The sequence below is a fragment of the Streptomyces sp. Edi4 genome (assembly GCF_040253615.1).
Classification (GTDB): Bacteria; Actinomycetota; Actinomycetes; order Streptomycetales; family Streptomycetaceae; genus Streptomyces.
On the sequence record NZ_JBEJGY010000004.1, the window covers coordinates 3,103,689 to 3,126,179 of the forward strand.

General features: G+C 72.2%; 13 protein-coding genes. 7 read left to right on the top strand and 6 right to left on the bottom strand.

Annotated elements, in window-relative coordinates; all coding sequences use genetic code 11:
* The first annotated feature begins 202 nt into the window (after positions 1-202).
* The gene (locus ABR738_RS16220) at positions 203-394 is read left to right on the top strand and encodes a hypothetical protein (RefSeq protein WP_350230688.1); all 192 of its coding nucleotides are present in this window, start codon (positions 203-205) and stop codon (positions 392-394) included.
* A gap of 134 nt (positions 395-528) precedes the next feature.
* Here the strand turns inward: ABR738_RS16220 and ABR738_RS16225 are convergent, their stop codons facing one another.
* From ABR738_RS16225 to ABR738_RS16240, 4 genes are all read right to left on the bottom strand, one after another.
* On the bottom strand, positions 529-1,482 hold the full coding sequence (locus ABR738_RS16225; protein WP_350230689.1) for a hypothetical protein: 954 nt from the start codon (positions 1,480-1,482) through the stop codon (positions 529-531).
* Positions 1,483-1,921: 439 nt separating this feature from the next.
* The gene (prfB, locus tag ABR738_RS16230) at positions 1,922-3,028 is read right to left on the bottom strand and encodes a peptide chain release factor 2 (RefSeq protein ID WP_350230690.1); all 1,107 of its coding nucleotides are present in this window, start codon (positions 3,026-3,028) and stop codon (positions 1,922-1,924) included.
* Between the two features lie 89 nt (positions 3,029-3,117).
* On the bottom strand, positions 3,118-4,362 hold the full coding sequence (locus ABR738_RS16235; RefSeq protein ID WP_350230691.1) for a serine/threonine-protein kinase: 1,245 nt from the start codon (positions 4,360-4,362) through the stop codon (positions 3,118-3,120).
* Between the two features lie 142 nt (positions 4,363-4,504).
* On the bottom strand, positions 4,505-6,187 hold the full coding sequence (locus tag ABR738_RS16240; protein ID WP_350230692.1) for a serine/threonine-protein kinase: 1,683 nt from the start codon (positions 6,185-6,187) through the stop codon (positions 4,505-4,507).
* Between the two features lie 430 nt (positions 6,188-6,617).
* Between ABR738_RS16240 and ABR738_RS16245 the strand changes: the two genes are divergently transcribed.
* The 4 genes from ABR738_RS16245 (at position 6,618) to ABR738_RS16260 (ending at position 13,880) form a co-directional block, all read left to right on the top strand.
* Positions 6,618-9,839, top strand: coding sequence for an FtsK/SpoIIIE domain-containing protein (locus ABR738_RS16245; RefSeq protein ID WP_350230693.1), 3,222 nt, complete (start codon positions 6,618-6,620; stop codon positions 9,837-9,839).
* A 260-nt stretch (positions 9,840-10,099) separates the two neighbouring features.
* Positions 10,100-11,467, top strand: a complete 1,368-nt coding sequence (locus ABR738_RS16250) for an ABC transporter substrate-binding protein (RefSeq protein WP_350230694.1) — start codon at positions 10,100-10,102, stop codon at positions 11,465-11,467.
* A gap of 7 nt (positions 11,468-11,474) precedes the next feature.
* On the top strand, positions 11,475-12,827 hold the full coding sequence (locus tag ABR738_RS16255; RefSeq protein WP_350230695.1) for a carbohydrate ABC transporter permease: 1,353 nt from the start codon (positions 11,475-11,477) through the stop codon (positions 12,825-12,827).
* 171 nt (positions 12,828-12,998) lie between these two features.
* Positions 12,999-13,880, top strand: coding sequence for a carbohydrate ABC transporter permease (locus ABR738_RS16260; protein ID WP_350230696.1), 882 nt, complete (start codon positions 12,999-13,001; stop codon positions 13,878-13,880).
* A gap of 543 nt (positions 13,881-14,423) precedes the next feature.
* Here the strand turns inward: ABR738_RS16260 and ABR738_RS16265 are convergent.
* The gene (locus tag ABR738_RS16265; protein ID WP_350230697.1) at positions 14,424-15,050 is read right to left on the bottom strand and encodes a TetR/AcrR family transcriptional regulator; all 627 of its coding nucleotides are present in this window, start codon (positions 15,048-15,050) and stop codon (positions 14,424-14,426) included.
* Between the two features lie 236 nt (positions 15,051-15,286).
* Here ABR738_RS16265 and ABR738_RS16270 point away from each other — a divergent pair, with 236 nt between their 5' ends.
* Both ABR738_RS16270 and ABR738_RS16275 read left to right on the top strand, forming a co-directional pair.
* Positions 15,287-16,189: an ABC transporter permease gene (locus ABR738_RS16270; protein ID WP_350234601.1), complete on the top strand. Its 903-nt coding sequence runs from the start codon at positions 15,287-15,289 to the stop codon at positions 16,187-16,189.
* A 10-nt stretch (positions 16,190-16,199) separates the two neighbouring features.
* Complete coding sequence (locus ABR738_RS16275) at positions 16,200-17,009, top strand: ABC transporter ATP-binding protein (protein WP_350234602.1); 810 nt, start codon at positions 16,200-16,202, stop codon at positions 17,007-17,009.
* 387 nt (positions 17,010-17,396) lie between these two features.
* On the opposite strand, the gene ABR738_RS16280 is transcribed toward ABR738_RS16275, so the two are convergent.
* Complete coding sequence (locus ABR738_RS16280; protein ID WP_350230698.1) at positions 17,397-22,382, bottom strand: NAD-glutamate dehydrogenase; 4,986 nt, start codon at positions 22,380-22,382, stop codon at positions 17,397-17,399.
* Positions 22,383-22,491 lie beyond the last annotated feature (109 nt).

Sequence of the window (22,491 nt, forward strand, 5' to 3'; positions counted from 1 at the left end):
GTCCTTGGATGCCCCTTATGTCCCAGGACATGTCCCTTGACGGCGGGGGCGGGGCGGTGACGAATCCGGTGGGGCGCGCCGAACCGCGCGGAAGCTGGCACAGTGGTAGGTGGGAACGGTTGCGTTTCCCTGAGCGTTGAGCGGAGAGACAGCGGGTTGAAGCAGGACACGCCGGCTCCGCCGCGCGGGAGGAGGAGAGCGCATGACCTATGACCGATTGGTGTGCGCCAACTGCGCGGCGCCCGTGAGCGAGGGCCGCTGCCGCGTCTGCCGGGCGAACCGGGAGCGCCTCCAGCAGGAGCACCAGTGGGGATCCCTGAGCCCCGCCGCCCTGATCACGCTGCTGATCGTGCTGGTGGGCGCCGTGGCCCTGCTGGCCCACCAGACCGTCTGAGACGGACTGTGCCCGCGCGGGCGGGTACGCGACGACGCCGGTAAGCGAAGAGGGCCCGGGGCGCGTGATCGCGCTCAGGGCCCTCTCGTGTGCCTATGGCGTGTGTTTACGGCGTGTGCTTACGGCGTGTGTGCTTACGCGACGTTACGGCCGTTGACCACGCGCGGCATGAAGCGGAAGCCGATGCCGCCCGCGATCATGGTGGCGGCGCCGATCAGCAGGAAGGTGGTCCCGCCCGCTCCGGTGGCAGCCAGCTCCTCCTTCTGCTGACCCTGCTCGACCGGCTGCGACCCGACGGTGTCCGGGTTGGTGCCGGTGTTGCCCGTGGTGCCGACGGAACCGGTGGTGCCGGTCGTGCCCGTGGTGCCGGTCGAACCCGTGGAGCCCGTCGAACCGGTGGTGCCCGAGGTGCCGGTGGAGCCCGTCGAACCAGTGCTGCCGGTCGAGCCCGTGGAGCCGGTGCTGCCCGTGGACCCGGTCGAGCCCGTGGACCCGGTGCTGCCGGTGGAGCCCGTCGAACCGGTGGAGCCCGTGGACCCCGTCGAACCGGTGCTACCGGTCGAACCGGTGGAGCCCGTGGAACCGGTGGTGCTCGTCGAACCGGTGGAGCCGGTGCTGCCCGTCGAGCCGGTGGAGCCGGTGCTGCCCGTGGACCCGGTGGAGCCCGTGGACCCGGTGCTGCCGGTGGAGCCCGTCGAACCGGTGGAGCCCGTGGACCCCGTCGAACCGGTGCTACCGGTCGAACCGGTGGTGCCCGTCGAGCCGGTGGTGCCCGTCGAACCGGTGCTGCCCGTGGAGCCCGTGCTGCCGGTCGAGCCCGTGGACCCGGTGGTGCCGGTGCTGCCCGTGGACCCGGTGGAGCCCGTGCTGCCGGTCGAACCCGTGGAGCCGGTCGAGCCGGTGCTGCCCGTGGCGCCACCGCACAGCGGGTCGGTCGGCGCGCACGTGCCGCCGAGCGTGAGTGCGGGCGGGGTGGTGTCGCCGGAGCCGACGGCCTGGGCCGCCCCCGCAGCGGTCAGGGACGCACCGGCGGCGATCACCGCGCCGGCGGCTATCCGCGCGACGCGCAGCCGCGTGTTCTTGGTCATCTGCTTGCTACCCCCAGTAGCCGATCTCGTCATGGAGCAGCGCCCGGGGCGGCAACACCGGGCGGACCGTAAAAGCCCCTCCCCCGTCACACGCGCCCCAGAGTTACGCATGCCGCGCGCTAGCTTTGTCAGTTTTAAAGAGCGCGTCAAGGCCGTTGCGTACGCAATGTCCGATATCAACTCACTTGCCGGGCGTACGGGAATACGACTGTGACAGAAGACCCGAACTGGCGCCCCACAAAGGGAAGTTCCGATGTCGACAAAGCGCCGAGTCGCTCCACTCACGCTTGCGCGAGCTAATTCGGCGCCGGAGGAGATCCGTGCCCGCCGCCTCCCCGCCGAACCGCCGTCGCGGCACACGCATCCCGGGTACGACGGACGGCGCCGGGCCCCTTGAACGGGGCCCGGCGCCGTCGTGTCCGTACGTACGCGTACGGGCTTACTTCTCCTGCTGCTTGCGCCAGCGGATGCCCGCTTCGAGGAAGCCGTCGATCTCGCCGTCGAGCACCGCCTGCGGGTTGCCGACCTCGAACTCCGTGCGCAGGTCCTTGACCATCTGGTACGGGTGCAGGACGTACGAACGCATCTGGTTGCCCCAGGAGTTGCCGCCGTCGCCCTTGAGGGAGTCCATCAGCGCCTGCTCCTCCTGGCGGCGGCGCTCAAGGAGCTTGGCCTGGAGGACGTTCATGGCGCTCGCCTTGTTCTGGATCTGGGAGCGCTCGTTCTGGCAGGACACCACGATGCCGGTCGGCACGTGCGTGATGCGGACCGCGGAGTCGGTGGTGTTGACGCCCTGGCCGCCGGGGCCGGACGCGCGGTACACGTCGATGCGCAGCTCGGTCTCGTCGATGTCGACGTGGTCGGACTGCTCCACGACCGGCAGCACCTCGACACCCGCGAAGGACGTCTGGCGGCGGCCCTGGTTGTCGAAGGGCGAGATGCGCACCAGGCGGTGCGTGCCCTGCTCCACGGAGAGCGTGCCGTAGGCGTAGGGCGCGCTGACCACGAAGGTGGTCGACTTGATGCCGGCCTCTTCCGCGTACGAGGTCTCGTACACCTCGGTCTTGTAGCCGTGGCGCTCGGCCCAGCGCAGGTACATGCGCTGAAGGCGCTCGGCGAAGTCGGAGGCGTCGACGCCGCCGGCCTCGGCGCGGATGTTGACCAGCGCCTCACGGGCGTCGTACTCGCCGGACAGGAGGGTGCGGACCTCCATCTCGTCCAGCGCCTTGCGCACGGACTCCAGCTCGGCCTCGGCCTCGGTGCGGGTGTCCGGGTCGTCCATCTCCTCGGCGAGCTCGAAGAGCACCGCCAGGTCGTCGATCCGGCTGCGCAGGGCCTCGGTCTTGCGCAGCTCCGCCTGGAGGTGCGACAGCTTGCTAGTGATCTTCTGCGCCGCCTCCGGGTCGTCCCAGAGGGACGGGGCGGCCGCCTGCTCTTCGAGCGCAGCGATATCTGCCCTCATCGTGTCGAGGTCCAGGACGGCCTCGATCGACCCCATGGTCGAGGAGAGGGACTTCAGCTCTTCGGATACATCGACGACTGCCACGGGTCCAGCGTAACGGCTGCGCGCTCCGGCGTTCCCCGGGCCGCCGGATCACGGGCCCGCCGGCCCGCTCCGGCCGCACCCGGCGCCGTCTAGGGGACGACGGGCGCCGAGTTCTTGGTGTCGTGCGGCGGCGGCTGGGAGCCGGAATCGTCGCTCAGGGCCAGCCAGCCGCCGACGCCGACCGCGGCGGCCAGGGCGACCGCGGCCGCCGTCAGGACCAGGCGGCGCTTGCGGACCTGGTCGGCGCGGTGCCGGGCCGAGCCCGGCCGTGGCGTGCCCGCCGGGCGCGGCGCGCGGGCGGTGCCGAGGGGGCCGCCGGCCAGCTCGTCGGGGCCCGGCACCCGCATGCTGGTGTGGGTGTCGCGGTTCGCGGAGTCGTGCGGCGCCCCGGGCACCAGCGGGACCGCGCCGCGCCGGGGGCTGGTGGGAGCGGTCGGGTACGGGTCCTCGTACGCCTCCTCGTCCGCGTCGCCCTCGGCGCCGGGCTCGTCCACGTCCAGCGGGGGCATGCCCGCGACCAGGGGGAGCAGTTCGCGCAGCCGGGCCGAGAGCTCGGAGGCGCGCAGGCGGGAGGCCGGCGCCTTGGCAAGGCACTGGACGATCAGCTGCCACAGCTCGTCGGGGATGCCGGGCAGCGGGACCACGGTCTCGGTCACATGGCGGCGCAGGACGGCTCCGGGGTGGCCGCCGCCGAACGGGGTGAAGCCCGCGAGCAGTTCGTACAGGACGGTGGCGAGCGCGTAGATGTCGACGGCGGCGCGCGGCGGCAGGCCCTCGACGATCTCGGGGGCCAGGTAGTCCGGGGTGCCGATGATGCGGGTCGCCTTGGTGCGGCGGGGGGTGTCGATGAGCTTGGCGACGCCGAAGTCGGTGAGCAGCGCGGGGTGGGCGCCGCCGGGGCCGAGCGGGCCCTGCATGTCCAGGAGGATGTTCTCGGGCTTGACGTCGCGGTGCACGATGCCCGCCGCGTGCGCGGCGGCGAGTCCGTCGGCGACGTCGGCGGCGATGGCCACGGCCGCCTCGGGGGCGAGCCTGCGCTCGCGGTCGAGCCGGGTGCGCACGTCCGTGCCACGGATCAGGTCCATGACCAGGGCGAGGTCGTTGCCGTCGACCACCAGGTCGCGTACGCCCACCACATGGGGGTGGTCGAGGCCGAGCAGGGCTGTGCGCTCCTGCACGAAGCGGCCTACCAGCTCCTGATCGGCCGCGAGGTCTTCGCGCAGCAGCTTGATGGCGACGGGCCCCTCAGGCCCCTCGCCGAGCCACACCGTGCCGGCGCTCCCCCGGCCCAGGATCTGGTGGGCGGTGTACCGGCTGCCGATATTCCGTGCCAAGACTGCTCCCTCAGCGGCTGGCTGTGCACGCTGAGGCTACGCGGCCGGGACGCCAACCTTCACTTCTGGCGCCGAAATCACCCTCTGGAAGTCGACAAATCCACGAACTCGCGTCCCGTGCGGGTGACGCGGAGTCCCGTGATCACTGCTTCGCCGCGTTGCCGATGCTCTTGATCCAGCCGGATACCGTCGAAATCCCGTCACCGATCGCCTGCCAGTAGCTCTTGCCCTGGGCGACCCAGTCCTGGAGCGGGGTGAGCTCCCAGATCAGCCAGCCCGCCACGAAGAGCAGCACGAACGTGAACAGGCAGCCCTTGAGGCAGCCGAGGCCCGGAATGCGCATCCGGTTCGGGCTGCGCCGGCGCGGCTCGCGGGGCTCCCTGGGCTCACGCGCGGGGGCCTGCGGCTGCGGCGCCTGCGGCTGCGGCGCGTACTGCTGGCGCGGCGGCTCGTAGTGCTGCGGCTGCTGGTAGGACCCCGGCGGGGGCGCGTACTGCTGCTGGTGCTGGGGCGGGCGCTGGTGGCCCTGTGGCGGACGCTGGCCGTAGCCCTGCTGAGGCTGCTGTCCGTAGCCCTGCGGGGGCTGGCCGCCCTGCTGGCCGTAGCCCTGCGGGGGCTGCTGCTGGCGGTGCGGGCGGCGGCGCAGCGGGTCCTGGTCGGGCGGCAGGTAGCCGACCTGGGTCTGCTCGTTGCGGTCGCGGGCCGCCTGGAGCTGGGACTGCCAGGGGTGCGGTTCCTGCGGCTGGGGCTGCCCCTGCGGGACCGGCGGCATGACGGCGGTCGGGTCGGCGTGGGGGCCCTGACCCGTCTGCGGGAGCACCGAGGTGCGCGCGGCCGGGTCGTAGGAGGCCGCGTTGCTCGGCAGCACCTGGGTGGGGTCGGCGGCGCCCGGCGCGTCGGGGACCGGCGCGGGCGCCGGATCGGGCGCGAGGAGCGCGCCCACGCCGTCGGCCGCCTCGACCTGGGCAGGCGTGGAGTGCACACCGATGCCGGCCGCGACGACGCGCAGCCCGCGCGCCAGGTTCTCGGCGCTCGGGCGGCGCTCGGGATCCTTGCTGAGGCAGCGCTCGATGACCGTCCACAGCGGGGCGGGCACCGTCGTGGGGCGGCGCGGCTCCTCGCTGAGGTGGCGGTGCAGCACTTCGAGCGCGGTGCCGCCGGCGAACGGCGGACGCCCGGTGACCAGCTCGTACAGCAGGATCCCCGCGCCGTAGATGTCCACGGCCGAGGTCTGGGGCCGGCCCTCGGCGGACTCCGGCGCGACATAGGCCGGGGTCCCGACGAACTCGTGCGTACGGGTCAGGCCCGGGGAGTCGGCGAGGCGGGCGATGCCGAAGTCGGTGAGCATCGGGCGCATCGCGCCGTCGCGCTCGTCCAGGAGGACGTTGGCGGGCTTCAGATCGCGGTGCACCACGCCGTCGGCGTGGCTCGCGGCGAGCGCGTCGGCGATCTGCGCGGTGAGCAGCGCGGCGGCGACCGGCGTGAGCGGGCCGTTCTCGCGGATGTAGCGGTGCAGGTCGGGGCCGTCGACCAGGTCCATGACCAGGGCGAGCAGATCGCCCTCGACGACCAGGTCGCGGGTGCGCACGATGTTGTCGTGGCGCAGCCGCAACAGGACGGAGCGCTCGCGCAGGAAGCGCATCACCACGTCCGCGTCGTTGGCGAGCTCTTCCTTGAGGACCTTGATGGCCACGGTCTCGCCCGGCTGGCCCGCGACGGACGCCTCGGACCCCGCGGTCTCGCGCTGGCGGGCTCGCCAGACGGTGCCCGTGGCGCCGCGTCCGAGCGGCTCCTCGAGCAGGTACTTGCTGCCTACCGGCCGCACGTCATGCGCTCCCTGCTGCTCGCGTCCATTGCTGGGGGTTTCCGGCCCACTCTAATGCCGCCCCCGGCGGTCCCGGCGGGTCGTGGGCTCGGCGCCACCAGGTTGTTCACGCTCTTCTCCCGCGTCCCGGGGCGCTCCCGGGGACGGCGCGTCACGCTTTTCGGGGAAGACGCGCCCCTCGTACGGAAGGTTGCCGAACGACCGTGCCAGGCATCCGTCGCACATGCCCCACTCGGTCGCAACCAGCCACTTTTGCGTCCACTTTTGCGCGCCGAGCCGACCAATCAAGATCAATTCGAGGTGGGCGACGGGCGTGTTGTCAGTGGCAGGTGCGAGGATGCCCTCAGCACGAATTGTGTGCCGGGTGGGGGGAATCACAAGGCTGCTCCCCCTTTCGCGGCACCCCCGCGCAGAAGGGACCGCCGAGGCGATGCAGATCCGGCTGACCGTCCTCGCGCCGCGCAGCGGCCACGCTGTGGCGCGCGCCTGTGACGTGCTCGTCACCGCCCCGGCGGGGACGGCGCTCGCGGCCGTCGCCTCGGGCCTCGCGTCGGCCGCGTCCGGCGCCGAGGTGTCGGGCGCCTCCGTGGTGCTGTTCGCGGGCCGTGACCGGCTCGACCCCCAGCGCCGCGTCCTCGGCGAGCCGCCGCTTGTGGACGGCGCGGTGCTCTCGCTCGCGGCCCCGGCCGAGGACGAGCCCGCCCACGACGGCCCGGCCCCGGCCCGGCTGCACGTGGTGGCGGGGCCCGACGCGGGCGGGGTCCATCTGCTGCACGGCGGCCGCGTCGTCATCGGCCGCTCCACGGAGTCCGATGTCGCGCTCGACGACCCCGACGTCTCGCGCCGGCACTGCGCGGTCACCGTCGGCGAGGACGGCCGCGTGAGCGTCGCCGATCTCGACTCCACCAACGGCACCCGGATCGACGGTGGGGAGATCGGCGCCCGGCCGGTCCGGCTCGCCCCCGGCGCGCTGCTGCGGATCGGCGAGTCCGCGCTGCGCCTCACGCTCGGCGGGCCCGGCGCGGAGCCGTCCCTCGCGACCACGCCGGACGGCGAGGGCCACCTCCGGGTCACCCCGGCCCCGGCGCCACCCCTGACCCCGGACCCCCAACAGGCAAGCGGCGCGGCCCCGTTGGAAGCCCGGCCCGGCACGTCCCCGTCGTCCCCAACCGCTCCCCCGCCCACCTCACCCCCCTCCGGTTCCTCCGGTTCCTCCGGGGCGCCCCCGCACACGGTCTCCCCCTCTCCCCGTACGGCCCCTCCCGGCCCGGCTTCCTTCCGTACCGACTCGGGTCCCGCCTCGGGACCCGGCGGGCACGAGCCGCCGTACGGCGAGCGCTTCGACGCCTTCGGTACGCCCCAGGCCCCCAGGGGGTACGGGTACGACGGCCGGGACGACCGGCGGGAGCAGGGGCCCAGCAGACGCCAGGGCACCCCGACGCGCGGCACCCGGCTGCCGGAACACATGCGCCAGGCGATCGACGAGGTCGAGCACGCGCGCGCCGACCAGGCCGACGGCGGCCGCAGGCGAGGCGGGATAGGAGCATGGGCGCGGCGGCTGGCCGGCGGGCGCGGTGAGCCGGCCCCCGAGCAGGCAACGGCGGAGCCGGACGAGTTCCCGGCCGCGCCCACGACCGAGAGCTGGCCCGACCCGGCCGCGCTGCTCCTGACCGCACTCGGCCCCGGCCCCCGGCTGTGGGAGCGCGGCCCCGGCCACCCGGAGGCGCTTGCCGTACGGCTCGGCACGGCGGACCGGGGCGAGCTCGCGGCCGTGCCGGTCACGGTGGGGCTGCGCGAGGCGGGCTCGCTGGGCCTCGCGGGGCCCCGCGAGCGGCTCGCGGGCCTGGCCCGCTCGGCGATCGCCCAGCTCGCCGCGCTGCACGCGCCGGCCACCCTGGAGATCGTCCTCATCAGCACGGACCGGGCACGCGGCCTCCAGGCGCGCACCGCCGAGTGGGACTGGCTCGGCTGGCTCCCCCAGGTGCGCCCCGCGCACGGCCAGGACTGCCGGCTGCTGCTCGCCTACGACCGCGACCAGGCCGCGGCCCGCACCGCGGAGCTGACCAGAAGACTCGACGCGGGCCCGCTCGGCCCGGGCTGGGCCTCCGCGGACCGGGGCGCGGTGACCGAGGCGGCCGCCCGCTACGAGGGCCCCTTCACGGTGGTCGTCGTGGACGGCGACCCGGGCTCGGCCCCGCTGCGCGAGAGCACCGCGCGCCTCGCCGCGGCCGGCGCCGCCGCGGGCATCCATCTGCTGTGCCTGGCCGAGACCCCGGCCGCGTCCGCCTCCTCCCCCGTCGCGGCCACCTATGAGACGGCGTGCGCGGCCTCGCTCGCCTTCCGTGAGTGCGGGGCGGTCGCCCTGCTCAGCGGCGATGTGGCCACCGCGCTGCGCCTGGTGCGCATCGCGGGCGGCCACCCGGCGGGCCACGGCACGGTGGCGGCGGTGGACGCGGTGTCGCGGCCCTGGGCCGAGCGGTTCGCCCGCGCGCTGGCCCCGCTGCGCACCGGCGACGGCGCGACGGCATCGGCGGGGCGGCTCGCCTCGTCGCTGCCGGGGACCTCGCGCCTGCTTGACGAGCTGGGGCTCGCCCGGGCCACTCCCGCGTCCCTGATGGCCCGCTGGGAGTCTGCGCCGGACGGCACGGTGGTGCTCGGCACGGGGCCGCGCGGCCCGCTCGGCGTGGACCTGGTGTCCGAAGGCCCCCACCTATTGATCGAAGGCCCGCCCGGCAGCGGCCGTACGGAGCTGTTGCGGGCGGCCGCCGCCTCCCTCGCGGCAGGGGCGCGCCCCGACCGGCTCGGCCTGATCCTGGTCGACGGTGCGGGCGGCGAGCGCGGCGACGGCCTGCGCCCGTGCACCGAACTACCGCACGTCTCCACGCACTTGGTCGCCTCCGACCCCGTACGGATGCGGGAGTTCGCGCAGGCGCTCGGGGCCGAACTGAAGCGCAGGGCCGAGCTGTTGGGCGGCCTCGGCTTCACCGCGTGGCAGGAGCGGCGCGAGATCGCCGGCCGTCTGGTGGGCCAGCGCCAGGCGCCCGCCACGGAGAGCCGGGGCGACCTCGATCCGCCCGGCAGCAGCACCTTGCGACTGCGCCCGGTCTCCCGTGAGCGCGCGGACGACGGCCCGGCGCTGCCCCGCCTTGTCGTCCTGGTCGACGATCTGGACGCGCTGGTCGCGCCCGCCCTCGGCAGCCCGGGCCGGCCCGCCGCCGGCTCGGTCGTCCGCGCCCTGGAGGCGGTCGCCAGGGACGGCGAGCGCCTTGGGGTGCACCTGGTGGCGTCATCGGCCCGGCCCGACCGCACGGCCGACACCGAGCTCGCGCGCGGCGCCCGGCACCGGGTGGTCCTCGACGCGCCGCCCGCCGCTCCCTCGCCGGACGAGCCGTCCCCGGGCCGTGGCCGGCTGCACCAGGCGGACGGGGTGTCCGTCCCCTTCCAGGGTGGCCGCGTCACCGGGCGCATACCGCGCACCGCGACGCAGCGCCCCACGGTCGTGGTCCTGGAGTGGGAGCGGATGGGCGACCCGCCGGCCCGCAGGCCCGTCCGCGAACTCGGCAACGGCCCGACCGACCTGGCCCTGCTCGCCAGCGCCCTGGAGCGCGCGGCGTCCTTGGTCAACGCCTGCCCGGTGGGGCCGCTGACGTAGGGACCGAAGCCCGCTGCGCCCGCCCAGGTGATCAACCCGGCCGCAAGGGGCGGTAGTTGGGGCATCTCGGCATGACCCAACGTCACAAGCCCATTACGATCACCGAGTTGGCGGTGAAGGCGGTATTGCGGGGCCCCGGCACGCGGCGTAGGACTGTCGCACGGGACGAGAGCGGCGGCGCCTGCGTCACCGGGCGCGGCAGTTCGTACGCGCACGGGAGAGACGGGGCACGCATGCGCACCACTCGCACAGTCCGCACCATGGCAGGCACCAGCACACCCGGCCGCACCTTCGCGGCCGCCCTGGCCGTCGGCGCTCTCGCGCTCGGCGCCACCGCGTGCGGCGGTGGCGACGGCAAGAAGGACACGCCGTCCACGAGCGCCACCCGCACGACATCGGCCTCCGGCGTCCAGCTCCCCAGGCTCGACGGCGAGAAGATCGAGGTCGCCGCGGTGTGGACGGGGGCCGAGCAGGCCAACTTCGTCAAGGTGCTCAAGGAGTTCGAGAAGCGGACCGGCGCCACCGTCACCTTCGTCCCCGCCCAGGACCCGATCGTCAACTTCCTCGGCACGAAGATCGCCGGCGGCAGCCCGCCCGATGTGGCCATGCTTCCCCAGGTCGGCGCGATTCAGCAGGCCGTGGCGAAGAAGTGGACCAAGCCGGCCGGTCCCGAGGCCAAGGCGCAGCTCACCGCGAACTACTCCAAGGTGTGGCAGGACCTGGGCGCGGTCGACGGCACCCAGTACGGGGTGTACTTCAAGGCCGCCAACAAGTCCCTGGTCTGGTACAACACCAAGGTCTTCGACAACGCGGGCGCCACCCCGCCCACGACGTGGAAGAACTTCCTCAGCACCGCCGAGGCGATCTCCGCCTCCGGTGTGACCCCGGTGTCCGTCGGCGGCGCGGACGGCTGGACCCTCACCGACTGGTTCGAGAACGTCTATCTCTCCCAGGCCGGCCCCGAGAAGTACGACCAGCTGGCCAAGCACGCCATCAAGTGGACGGACCCGTCCGTGAAGGACGCGCTCACCACGCTCGCCCAGCTCTTCGGCAAGCCGAACCTGATCGCGGGCGGCACCGACGGCGCGCTCCAGACCGAGTTCCCCGCCTCCGTCACCCAGACGTTCACCGGCGGTGACCAGCCCAAGGCGGCCATGGTCTTCGAGGGCGACTTCGCCTCGGTCAACATCGCGGAGACCTCCGCCAAGGTCGGCACCGACGCGAAGGCGTTCCCCTTCCCCTCGGTGGGTGACAAGGCGCCGGTGGTCACCGGCGGCGACGCGGCGGTGGCCCTGAAGGACACCAAGGGCGCGCAGGCGCTGCTGACCTGGCTGGCGTCCACCGACGCCGCGAAGATCGCGGCCGGCTCCGGCGGCTTCATCTCGCCCAACAAGGCCCTCGACTTCGGCGCGTACCCCAATGATGTGCAGCGCGGCATCGCCAAGGCGCTGGTCGCGGCCGGGGACAACGTACGTTTCGACATGTCGGACCAGGCCCCGCAGTCCTTCGGCGGCACCCCCGGCAAGGGCGAGTGGAAGGACCTCCAGGACTTCCTGAAGAACCCCTCCGACGTCGCGGGCACCCAGTCCAAGCTGGAGGCCGACGCGGCCGCGGCGTTCAAGAACTGACCCCGCGATGACCACCGCCACGGCGGGGGGCGCCCCACCGCCCGCCGCACCCCCCGCGCCCAGGACCCGCAAGAGCGTCACCGCCACACGCAAGTGGATCGCGGCCGTGTTCCTGCTGCCCGCGCTCGTGCTGCTCGGCGCGCTCGTCGTCTATCCGATCGGTTTCTCGGTCTACCGCTCGTTCTTCGACCAGTCGGGGAGCTCCTTCGCCGGGATCGACAACTACAAGACCCTGTTCACCGACCACACCATCCGTACGGCGGTGAAGAACAACGCGATCTGGGTCGTCTGCGCCCCCACCATCGCCACCGCCCTCGGCCTGATCTTCGCCGTGCTGACCGAACGGGTGCGCTGGGGAACGGCGTTCAAGCTCGTCGTCTTCATGCCGATGGCGATCTCCATGCTCGCCGCGGGCATCATCTTCCGCCTGGTGTACGAGCAGGACCCGGCGCGCGGGGTGGCCAACGCGGTCGTGGTGGGCGTGCACGACACGTTCACCGACGCGGCCGGCTATCCGAAGGCGCATCCGCTGCCGACCGCGCCGCTCAAGGACGGCGGCGGTGGCACGTTCCTCACCCGTGGCCCGGTGCGGGCCGGCCACCCTGTGCTGCTGCCCCTCGTGGGCGTCGCCGCCGACGCGATGCCGTCGTCGGCCGCGCCCGCGAAGGCCGCCCCCAGCACCCCGGGCAAGGTCACCGGCACGGTCTGGCTCGACTTCACCAAGGGCGGCGGGGGGCGGCCGACCGTCATCGACCCCAAGGAGCTCGGCCTCAAGGGCATGAAGGTCGAGGCGGTACGCGGCGGCAAGGTGGTCGCCTCGGCCACGGCGGCCGCGGACGGTACGTTCTCGCTGCCGGCCACGGCCGACGGGGCCCAACTCCGGCTCCCCGAAAGCAACTTCCACGCCCCGTACAACGGCGTCGAATGGCTGGGCCCGGCCCTGGTCACCCCCGCCATCATCGGCTCGTACATCTGGATGTGGGCGGGGTTCGCGATGGTGCTCATCGCGGCGGGCCTGGCGGGTCTGCCACGGGAACTGCTCGAAGCGGCGCGGGTCGACGGCGCGAACGAGTGGCAGGTGTTCCGCCGGGTGACGGTCCCGCTGCTCGCGCCGGTGCTCGCGGTCGTCCTGGTCACGTTGATGATCAACGTCCTGAAGATCTTCGACCTGGTCTTCATCATCGCCCCCGGCTCCAGCCAGGCCGACGCGAACGTGCTCGCCCTTCAGCTCTACCGCTCGTCCTTCGGCACGGAGGCGGACCTGGGCATCGGCAGCGCGATCGCGGTTCTGCTGCTGCTGCTCGTGATCCCGGTGATGCTGTTCAATGTCCGCCGCATGCGACGGGAGGCGAGGCGATGACCGCCCGACGCGGGGTGCCTCCAGCTCTTGGCCACCGCCCCGGTGAGCACGGCACCACCCGTTCCAGGCCCGAGGAGGCCAGGCGATGACCGCCCGACGCGGGGGATCTCCCATCCCGTTCCGCGCCGGTGAGCGCGGCGCCGCCCGTTACCCGCGCGAGGAGGCCAGGCGATGACCGCCGTCGAAGGGATCGTCAGGGCCCGGCAGTCGCTGCCCGCGCGGATCGCCTCGCGGGCCGGCGGCGGGGCGCTGCGCGTCTTCCTGATCCTGGTCGCGCTGTTCTGGCTGATGCCGACCGTCGGGCTGCTGCTCTCCTCGCTGCGCAGCCCCGCCGACATCGCCTCGACCGGCTGGTGGAAGACGTTCGCCGACCCGTCCCAGTTCACCTTCCACAACTACGCGAGCCTGCTCGACAACAGCACGATCACCAACTCCCTCCTGTCCACGGTCACGATCACCGTCCCGGCCACCGTTCTGGTCGTCGTGATCGGATCCCTCGCGGGCTACGCGTTCGCGTGGATGGACTTTCCCGGGCGTGACTGGTGGTTCATGGTCGTGGTGAGCCTGCTGGTGGTGCCGGTGCAGGTCGCGCTCGTGCCGGTCGCCAAGCTCTTCGGCCAGATCGGGATCTTCGAGACGACGGCCGGCGTGATCATCTTCCACGTCGCCTTCGGCCTGCCGTTCGCGATCTTCCTGCTGCGCAACTTCTTCGCGGAGATCCCGCGCGAGCTGCTTGAGGCCGCGCGGCTCGACGGGGCGGGCGAGATCCGGCTGTTCACCCGGGTCGTGATGCCGCTGGGCGGGCCGGCGATCGCCTCGCTCGGCATCTTCCAGTTCCTGTGGGTGTGGAACGACATGCTGGTCGCCCTGATCTTCGCCGACTCCAAGCATCCGCCGATCACGGTGGCGCTTCAGCAGCAGGTCCGGCAGTTCGGCAACAACATCGATGTGCTGGCGCCGGGGGCGTTCGTGTCGATGGTGATTCCGCTGGCGGTGTTCTTCGCGTTTCAGCGGCAGTTCGTGTCCGGGGTGATGGCCGGCGCGGTGAAGTAACCCCCACCACCCGGGCCGACCGCCCCGGCCCCGGGGCCTTCGAGGTGCGGGCCGGGGTCGACGGGTCCCGGCCGAACCCCGGGGACGCTTCGGCGTGCGGGCCGTGCGGTGGCTGGTCGCGCAGTCCCCGCGCACCTGGCAGGGTCGGTGCTGGCCCACACCGGCACCCTCAGCCCGTCATGGGGGTACCCCCTGGCCCTCAAGGCCTTGGGGGAGTTTGAGGACGAGCGCCCTTCAGGCGCGAACGGGGTCTGGGGCGGAGCCCCAGAGACCTCGGGTGCGGGCCGTGCGTGGCTGAGCGCGCAGTTCCCCGCGCCCCTGGCAGGGCTCCTGCTGAGGCAACCCCAGCCCGTCATGGGGGTACCCCCTGGCCCTTAAGGCCTTGGGGGAGATTGAGGACGAGCGCGTTCAGCGCGAACGGGGTCTGGGGCGGAGCCCCAGGGACGTCGGCTGCGGACCGGGGGCGCTCCTCACGCAGTTCCCCGCGCCCCCGGCGGGGTTGGCGCTGGCCCGCATCCGCATACCCCGCCGGGGTCCGGCCCGTTACGCCGTCAGCGCGGCCACCGCCGACTTGGCCAGATCGTCCAGGTACCCCTTCGGCAGGGGACCCTTGACCACGACGAGCCGCCAGTACAGCGGACCCACGATCAGATCGAGCGCACGGTCGGGATCCGCCCCGGCCGCCAGCTCACCCCGCTCGACCGCCTCCCGTACCACCACCGCCGCCACCCCCTGCTGCCCGTCGAGCAGCGCCGTCTTGATCGCGTCGGCGATCTCCGGATGGCGTACGGACTCGACGAGCAGATCCGGGATGACCTGCGAGGCGATGGGGTGGCGCAGGGCGAGCGAGGCCACCGCGAGCAGCGCCCGGATGTCCCCGTACAGCGACCCCGTGTGCGGCACCGGAAGCCCCTGCTCGGCGAAGACGGACACCAGGTCGAGGACCAGGCTGAGCTTGGACTTCCAGCGCCGGTAGACCGCCGTCTTGCCGACCCCGGCGCGCCGCGCGATCCCCTCGATGGACATCCGGGCGAACCCGACCGCGGCAAGTTCCTCGAAAACGGCCTTGCGGATGGCGTCCGTGACGTCCTCACGCAGCACGGCCGCCCCGGCGGGCGCGCGCCGCGACGGCGGTCGGCTTGCGGGGGGCTCCGGGTCCGTCTTGGTCATGGCTTGAGCATAGCGTTGCGACGAGACGGTTGCGTTGCGACGTGCCGCGTCCTACTCTCATCGTTGCGACGATACGGTCCCGTCCCGTCGCAAGCCCTCCCCCGCCCGGGAACCCTCCCGTCGCGAGTGATCCCCCGCCCCCGGGAAGCCTCCCGGGGCCCCCGGCGAAAGCGACCGTAGTGAGCCAGACCGCAGCTGCGCGACCGACCGCAGCACCATCGGCAGCGTCGGCATCCATCCCGACGCAGTCCACCCGCAGCTCCGCCGGCGACCAGAACCTCAGCCCGGCCGAGCTGGCCGCCAAGTACGGCCTGAAGGTGAGCGGCGCCCGCCCGACGCTGCCCGACTACGTACGCCAGCTGTGGGCCCGGCGCCACTTCATCACCGCGTTCGCCACCGCCAAGCTGACCGCGCAGTACAGCGAGGCGAAGCTGGGCCAGATCTGGCAGCTGATGACCCCGCTCCTGAACGCGGCGGTGTACTACTTCATCTTCGGCATCCTGATGGGCAACAAGTCCAGCACGCCGGACTACATCCCGTGGCTGGTCACGGGCGTGTTCATCTGGACCTTCACGGCCAACTCGATCATGTCGGGCACCCGTGCGATCACCGGCAACATCGGCCTGGTGCGCGCGCTGCACTTCCCGCGCGCCTCACTGCCCGTCTCGCTCGCCCTCCAGCAGCTCCAGCAGCTGCTGTTCTCGCTGGCGGCGCTGGCGATCATCATCATCGGCTTCGGGCAGCTGCCGGGCGTCTCGTGGCTGCTGCTCGTGCCGGCGCTCGTCCTGCAATCGATGTTCAACACGGGCCTGTCCCTGGTGATGGCCCGGGTCACCGCGAAGACCCCGGACATCGCCCAGGTGATGCCGTTCATCCTGCGCACCTGGATGTACATGTCCGGCGTGATGTGGAACCTCGCCCCGCAGCTGCACAAGCTGCCGCACGTGGTGGGACGGCTGCTCGGCCTCAACCCGGTCGCGGTCTACATCGACCTGGTCCGGTTCGCCATGATCAAGAGCTTCCACGCCAAGCAGCTGCCGCCGCACGTGTGGCTGGTGGCCGGGGGCTGGGCCTTCGTCGCGCTGGCGGCGGGCTTCATCTACTTCTGGAAGGCAGAGGAGCAGTACGGCCGTGGCTGACACCGACACCCTGACCCCGAAGGCCCCGAAGGCCACGACGGACGCGCCGGGCACCCCAGGCACCCCGACCGTCATCGCCGACGACGTGCACATCGTGTACAAGGTCGTCGGCGGGGGCGCCAAGAACAAGGGCGGCGCGACCGCCGCGCTCAACCGCATCGTCTCGCGCAAGGAGAGCCCGGGCCTGCGCGAGGTGCACGCGGTGAAGGGCGTGAGCTTCGTGGCCCGGCGCGGCGAGGCGATCGGCCTCATCGGCTCCAACGGCTCGGGCAAGTCGACCCTGCTCAAGGCGATCGCGGGGCTGCTCCCCACCGCGCGGGGCAAGATCTACACGCAGGGCCAGCCGTCGCTGCTCGGCGTGAACGCGGCGCTGATGAACGACCTGACGGGCGAACGCAACGTCACGCTCGGCGCGCTCGCCATGGGCATGTCCCGCGAGGAGGTGCGTGAGCGCTACGACGACATCGTCGACTTCTCCGGGATCAACGAGAAGGACGACTTCATCTCGCTGCCCATGCGCACGTACTCCTCCGGGATGGGCGCCCGGCTGCGCTTCTCCATCGCGGCCGCCAAGAACCACGACGTACTGCTCATCGACGAGGCCCTGGCCACGGGGGACGCCCGCTTCCAGCGTCGCAGCCAGGAGCGCATCACCGAGCTGCGCAAGGAGGCCGGCACGGTGTTCCTGGTCAGCCACAGCAACGCGTCGATCAGGGAGACCTGCGAGCGGACGCTGTGGCTGGAGTCGGGCACGCTGCGGATGGACGGGCCGACGGACGAGGTACTGGCGGCGTACGAAAGCTTCACGAAGAAGAGGTGACCAACGCGGTCCGCCCCCGGCCCCGCCGGGGGGGGGCGGACCTGCTCGTGCGGACCGGCCCCCACCCTGCCGGCCGGGGGGAGCCGAACCTGCCCACGCGGGCCGGCCCCGGATGCTCAAGGGGCGCGGGGAACTGCGCGACCAGCCACGTACGACCAACCACGTATGACCACCACGCACAGCCAGCTCCGCACTCCTGCCGAAGGCTGTGGAACGCCACGGTCACCGCGTCCACGGGCACGACCACGACCTCCGGCACCGCCCGGCCCGGCCGCCGGGGCGCGAACGCCTCCGACGCCTGACCGTGCCCCGAGCACGCGAAGGGGGCGCCCACCGTGATGGTGGGCGCCCCCTTCAACGGTTCACGGCCCCGGGCCGTTCACCGCCTCAGCTGTGCGTGCGCAGCAGCGTCCGCATGGTCCGCATCGCGACCGACAGGTTCGCCAGGTCGAAGGCGTCGGAGGACTGGATCTCCTCCAGGGTGGTGCGGGCGCGACCCAGGATCGCCGCGTTCTGCTCCTCCCACGCCTTGAAGCGCTCCTCCGGCGAGCTGGCGTCGTCGCCGGCCGACAGGACGTCCTGCGTCAGGGCGGCGTGCGTGGCGAACAGGTCCTCGCGGATGGCGGCGCGGGCCATCGACTGCCAGCGGTCGGCGCGCGGCAGCTCGATGATCCGGTCGAGCAGCTGGGCGATCCCCAACCGGTCGGCCAGGTCGTAGTAGACCTCGGCGACCTGGAGCGGTTCCTTGCCGGTGCGGGCCGCGATGGCCACGATGTCCAGCGCGGGGAAGGCCGAGGAGAACCCGGCGACCCGTCGCGCCAGCTCATCCGGGACACCCGCCCCGGTGAGCTCCTTCAGGATGCCCTGGTGCCACTCCAGGTCGGCGCCCCGCAGCAGCCCCGTCAGCGCGTCCCAGACCTGGGCGACACCGGCAGAGAAGTCCTCGATCGTCTCGGCGATCCGGAGCGGCTGCGGCCGGTTGTTGAGCAGCCAGCGGGTGCCGCGCTCCACCAGACGGCGCGAGTGCAGCCGGATCCGGGTCTGGACGTCGGCGTCGACCTTGTTGTCCAGCGCCTCCACCGCGTCCCACACGCCGTTCACGCCGAAGATCTCGCGGGCCGCGGCGTGCGCCCGCACGATCTCCTCGAGGGAGGCCCCGGTCTCCTCGCGGAGACGGTGCAGGAAGGTCGAACCACCGATGTTGACGGTGTCGTTGACCAGCACCGTGGTGATGATCTCGCGGCGCAGCGCGTGCCCGTCGACCGCCTCCGTGAACTTCTCGCGCAGCTGCTCGGGGAAGTAGGCGTGCAGGAGCTTGGCGAGGTACGGGTCGTCCGGGAGCACCGTGTGGATCAGCTCGTCGGCCACCGTGATCTTGGTGTACGCGAGCAGGACGGCGAGCTCGGGCTGGCTGAGCCCCTTGTTGCCGTTGAGCAGTTCACGGATCTGGCGGTCGTTCGGCAGGAACTCCAGCGCGCGGTCCAGGTGCCCGTCCCGGCCCAGACGGCGCATGAAGCGCTGATGGGCGTGGAGCAACGAGGGCGACTGCGCGACCGCGTTGGCCAGCGCCACGTTCTGCGCGTAGTTGTTGCGCAGCACCAGGTGGCCGACCTCGTCGGTCATCGCGGCGAGGATCTTGTTGCGCTGCTTGACGGTCATGTCGCCGTCGGTGACGAGCCCGTTGAGCAGGATCTTGATGTTCACCTCGTGGTCGGAGGTGTCCACGCCGGCGCTGTTGTCGATGGCGTCGGTGTTGACCTTGCCGCCCTCGCCGTCCGGGCCGCCCTTGCGGTCGAACTCGATCCGGCCGAGCTGGGTCAGACCCAGGTTGCCGCCCTCGCCGACGACCTTGACCCGCAGGTCCTCGCCGTTGACGCGGATCGCGTCGTTGGCCTTGTCGCCGACGTCCGCGTTGGACTCCGCGGACGACTTCACATACGTACCGATGCCGCCGTTCCACAGCAGGTCGACCGGCGCCTTCAGGATCGCCTGCATCAGGTCGGCCGGGGTCAGCTTGGTGACGCCTGCCGGAATGCCCAGGGCCTCACGGATGTGCGTGTTCAGCGGGATCGACTTGGCGGTGCGGGGGTGGATGCCGCCGCCGGCCGAGAGCAGTTCCTTGTTGTAGTCGGCCCAGCTGGAGCGCGGCAGGTCGAACAGACGGCGGCGCTCGGCGTAGGAGACGGCCGCGTCCGGCTTCGGGTCGATGAAGATGTGCCGGTGGTCGAAGGCGGCGACCAGGCGGATGTGCTCCGAGAGCAGCATGCCGTTGCCGAACACGTCGCCCGACATGTCGCCGACGCCGACGACCGTGAAGTCCTCGCTCTGGGTGTCGTGGCCGAGCTCGCGGAAGTGCCGCTTGACGGACTCCCAGGCGCCCCGGGCGGTGATGCCCATGCCCTTGTGGTCGTAGCCGGCGGAGCCGCCGGAGGCGAAGGCGTCGCCGAGCCAGAAGTTGTAGCTGATGGCCACGTCGTTGGCGATGTCCGAGAACGTCGCGGTGCCCTTGTCCGCGGCGACCACGAGGTAGGTGTCGTCCTCGTCGTGACGGACCACGTCGGCCGGGGGCACGACCTCGCCGCCGACCAGGTTGTCGGTGATGTCGAGCAGCGCCGAGATGAACGTCTTGTAGCTGGCGATGCCCTCGGCGAGCCAGGCGTCGCGGTCCACCGACGGGTCGGGCAGCTGCTTGGCGACGAAACCGCCCTTTGCGCCGACCGGCACGATGACGGTGTTCTTCACCATCTGCGCCTTGACCAGGCCAAGGATCTCGGTGCGGAAGTCCTCACGCCGGTCCGACCAGCGCAGGCCGCCGCGGGCGACCTTGCCGAAGCGCAGGTGGACACCCTCCACACGCGGCGAGTACACCCAGATCTCGAACTGCGGGCGGGGCGCCGGGAGATCGGGGATCGCCTGCGGGTCGAACTTCATCGAGATGTACGCGTGGGGCTTGCCCTCGGCGTTCTTCTGCCAGTAGTTGGTGCGCAGCGTCGCCTTGATGACGGTCAGGAAGGAGCGCAGGATGCGGTCCTCGTCCAGGCTCGCGACCTGGTCGAGGGCGCCGTCGAGCTCTTCGAGCAGGCCGTCGATGAGCTCGGTGCCGGCCCGCTGACGCTCCGGCGCGAGCCGCGCCTCGAAGAGCGAGACGAGCAGCCGGGTGGTGTGGACGTTGTCGCGGAGGGTGTCCTCCATGTAGTCCTGGCTGAAGGTGGAGCCGGCCTGGCGCAGGTACTTGGCGTAGGCCCGCAGCACCATCGCCTGGCGCCAGTTGAGGCCGGCGCGCAGCACCAGGGAGTTGAAGCCGTCGTTCTCGGCGGCGCCGGTCCAGGTGGCGGCGAAGGCCTCCTGGAAGCGCTCGCGGGCGTCGTCGGCCAGGTGGTCGCCGCTGTTCTTCTTCGGCATGCGCAGGCCGAAGTCGTAGATCCAGGCGTGCGTACGGTCGGCGCAGCGCAGCTCGTAGGGCCGCTCGTCGGTGACCTCGACGCCCAGGCGCTGGAGGACCGGGAGCACCGCGGAGAGCGAGACCTGCTCGCCGATCCGGTAGATCTTGAAGCGGCGCTCGCCGGGTGCGGCGCCCACCGGCTCGTACAGCGAGAGCGCGAAGTCCCGCCGCCCGTGGGTGAGTTGCTCCAGGTGGACGAGGTCGGCGACGGCCGCGCGCGGCGAGTGGTCGGCCTTGTAGCCCTCGGGGAAGGCGTGTCCGTAGCGGCGCAGCAGCTCGGCGGCGCGCTCCTCGCCGCACTCGGCGTTCAGCGCGTCGGAGAAGCCGTCGGCCCAGGAGCGGGCGGCGTCGACCAGGCGGGCCTCGATGCGCTCGGAGTCGGCGTCGGTGAGCGCGGTGAGCTCGGTGCCGGCCGGGACGCGGACCACGAAGTGCAGCCGGGACAGGATCGACTCGGTGTTCCAGGCGGTGAAGTCGACGCTGGTGCCGCCGAGCTCTTCCTTCAGGATGTCGATGAGCCGCAGCCGTACGCCCGTGGTGTAGCGGTCGCGCGGCAGGTAGACCAGCGCCGAGTAGTAGCGGCCGTATTCGTCCTGACGCAGGTAGAGGCGCAGCCGGCGCCGCTCCTGGAGGTACAGGACGGAGGTCACGATGGAGCGCAGCTGGTCGGCGGGGGTCTGGAACAGCTCGTCGCGCGGGTAGGTCTCCATGATCTGGAGCAGGTCGCGGCCGTCGTGGCTGTTGGGCGAGAAGCCCGCGCCCTTGAGGACTTCCTGGACCTTGCGGCGCACGACCGGCACCCGGCGCACGGACTCGGTGTACGCGGCCGAGGAGAACAGGCCGAGGAAGCGGCGCTCGCCGATCACGTTGCCCTGCTCGTCGAACTTCTTGACGCCGACGTAGTCGAGGTAGGACGGGCGGTGCACGGTGGCGCGGCTGTTGGCCTTGGTCAGCACGAGCAGCTTGTGCTCGCGGGCCTTGGCGCGGGCGTCGGCGGGCAGCCGGCTGAAGGACGGCGAGACGGGGTGGGCGTCGTCCTCACCGTGCTTGGGGTCGGAGCGCAGGATGCCGAGGCCGGTGCCGGGGACGGCGGAGAGCGAGTCGTCGTCGGTGAGCTGGTACTCGCGGTAGCCGAGGAAGGTGAAGTGGTCGGTGGAGAGCCAGCGCAGCAGTTCCCTGGCCTCGTCGATGTCCTCGTCGAGCAGGTCACCGGCCTTCGGCTCCTTGGGCAGCTCGTCGGCGATGCGCAGCGCGGCGTCGCGCATCTTCTCCCAGTCCTCGACGGCTTCCCGTACGTCGGACAGGACGCGCAGCAGATCGGCGGTGATCTGCTTCAGGTCGGCCCGGTCGGTCTCGCGGTCGATCTCGACGTGGATCCAGGACTCGGTGAGCGCGTCGTGCGGCAGGTCGGCCGTCTGGGTCCCGGTGTCCAGGACCTCGATGAGCTTGCCGGTCAGATCGCGGCGCACGACCACCTGCGGGTGGATGACCACGTGGATGCCACGGCTCTGCCGGGACAGCTCGTTGGTGACCGAGTCCACGAGGAAGGGCATGTCGTCGGTGACGACCTCGACGACGGAGTGGCTGCACGTCCAGCCGTTCTCCTCGACCGTCGGGGTGTGCACCCGGACGTTGGCGGTGCCCTGTGGCCGGTTCTCCGCGAGGCGGTAGTGGGAAAGTGCCGCGCCGAAGACGTCGACCGGGTCGCGGTCGGCCAGGTCCTCGGGTGCGGTGTGCAGGTAGTAGCGCTGGAGGTATCCGAGGAGGACGCCCTGGTCGGGTCCTTCCTCGCTCGTGGCCTCGGTCGTGGCCGCCCGGTCGCTCCTGGGGGTGTCCCCCAGGGCTCCGGGCCCCCCGGCCGGGCTGTTCTCAGCTACCCGGGCCGCCCGTGCGAGCAGCTCGGCCTTGGCTTCGTCCAGCTTGGTCTGCATGTCCTCTGGCTCCTGTCGCGCGCCGTTGCGTGACGTAGGGGAAAGAAGCGACGCAACGCCACGACGCGGGGTGTCCGGTCGGTGTCGACGCTATGCCGCGATGGGAGAT

Bases quoted from the DNA above. Each gene is read 5' to 3' on its own strand.
- ABR738_RS16220 (WP_350230688.1), top strand. From the start codon at position 203: ATGACCTATGACCGATTGGTGTGCGCCAACTGCGCGGCGCCCGTGAGC.
- ABR738_RS16225 (WP_350230689.1), bottom strand. From the start codon at position 1,482: ATGACCAAGAACACGCGGCTGCGCGTCGCGCGGATAGCCGCCGGCGCG.
- ABR738_RS16245 (WP_350230693.1), top strand. From the start codon at position 6,618: ATGCAGATCCGGCTGACCGTCCTCGCGCCGCGCAGCGGCCACGCTGTG.
- ABR738_RS16250 (WP_350230694.1), top strand. From the start codon at position 10,100: ATGGCAGGCACCAGCACACCCGGCCGCACCTTCGCGGCCGCCCTGGCC.
- ABR738_RS16255 (WP_350230695.1), top strand. From the start codon at position 11,475: ATGACCACCGCCACGGCGGGGGGCGCCCCACCGCCCGCCGCACCCCCC.
- ABR738_RS16260 (WP_350230696.1), top strand. From the start codon at position 12,999: ATGACCGCCGTCGAAGGGATCGTCAGGGCCCGGCAGTCGCTGCCCGCG.
- ABR738_RS16265 (WP_350230697.1), bottom strand. From the start codon at position 15,050: ATGACCAAGACGGACCCGGAGCCCCCCGCAAGCCGACCGCCGTCGCGG.
- ABR738_RS16280 (WP_350230698.1), bottom strand. From the start codon at position 22,382: ATGCAGACCAAGCTGGACGAAGCCAAGGCCGAGCTGCTCGCACGGGCG.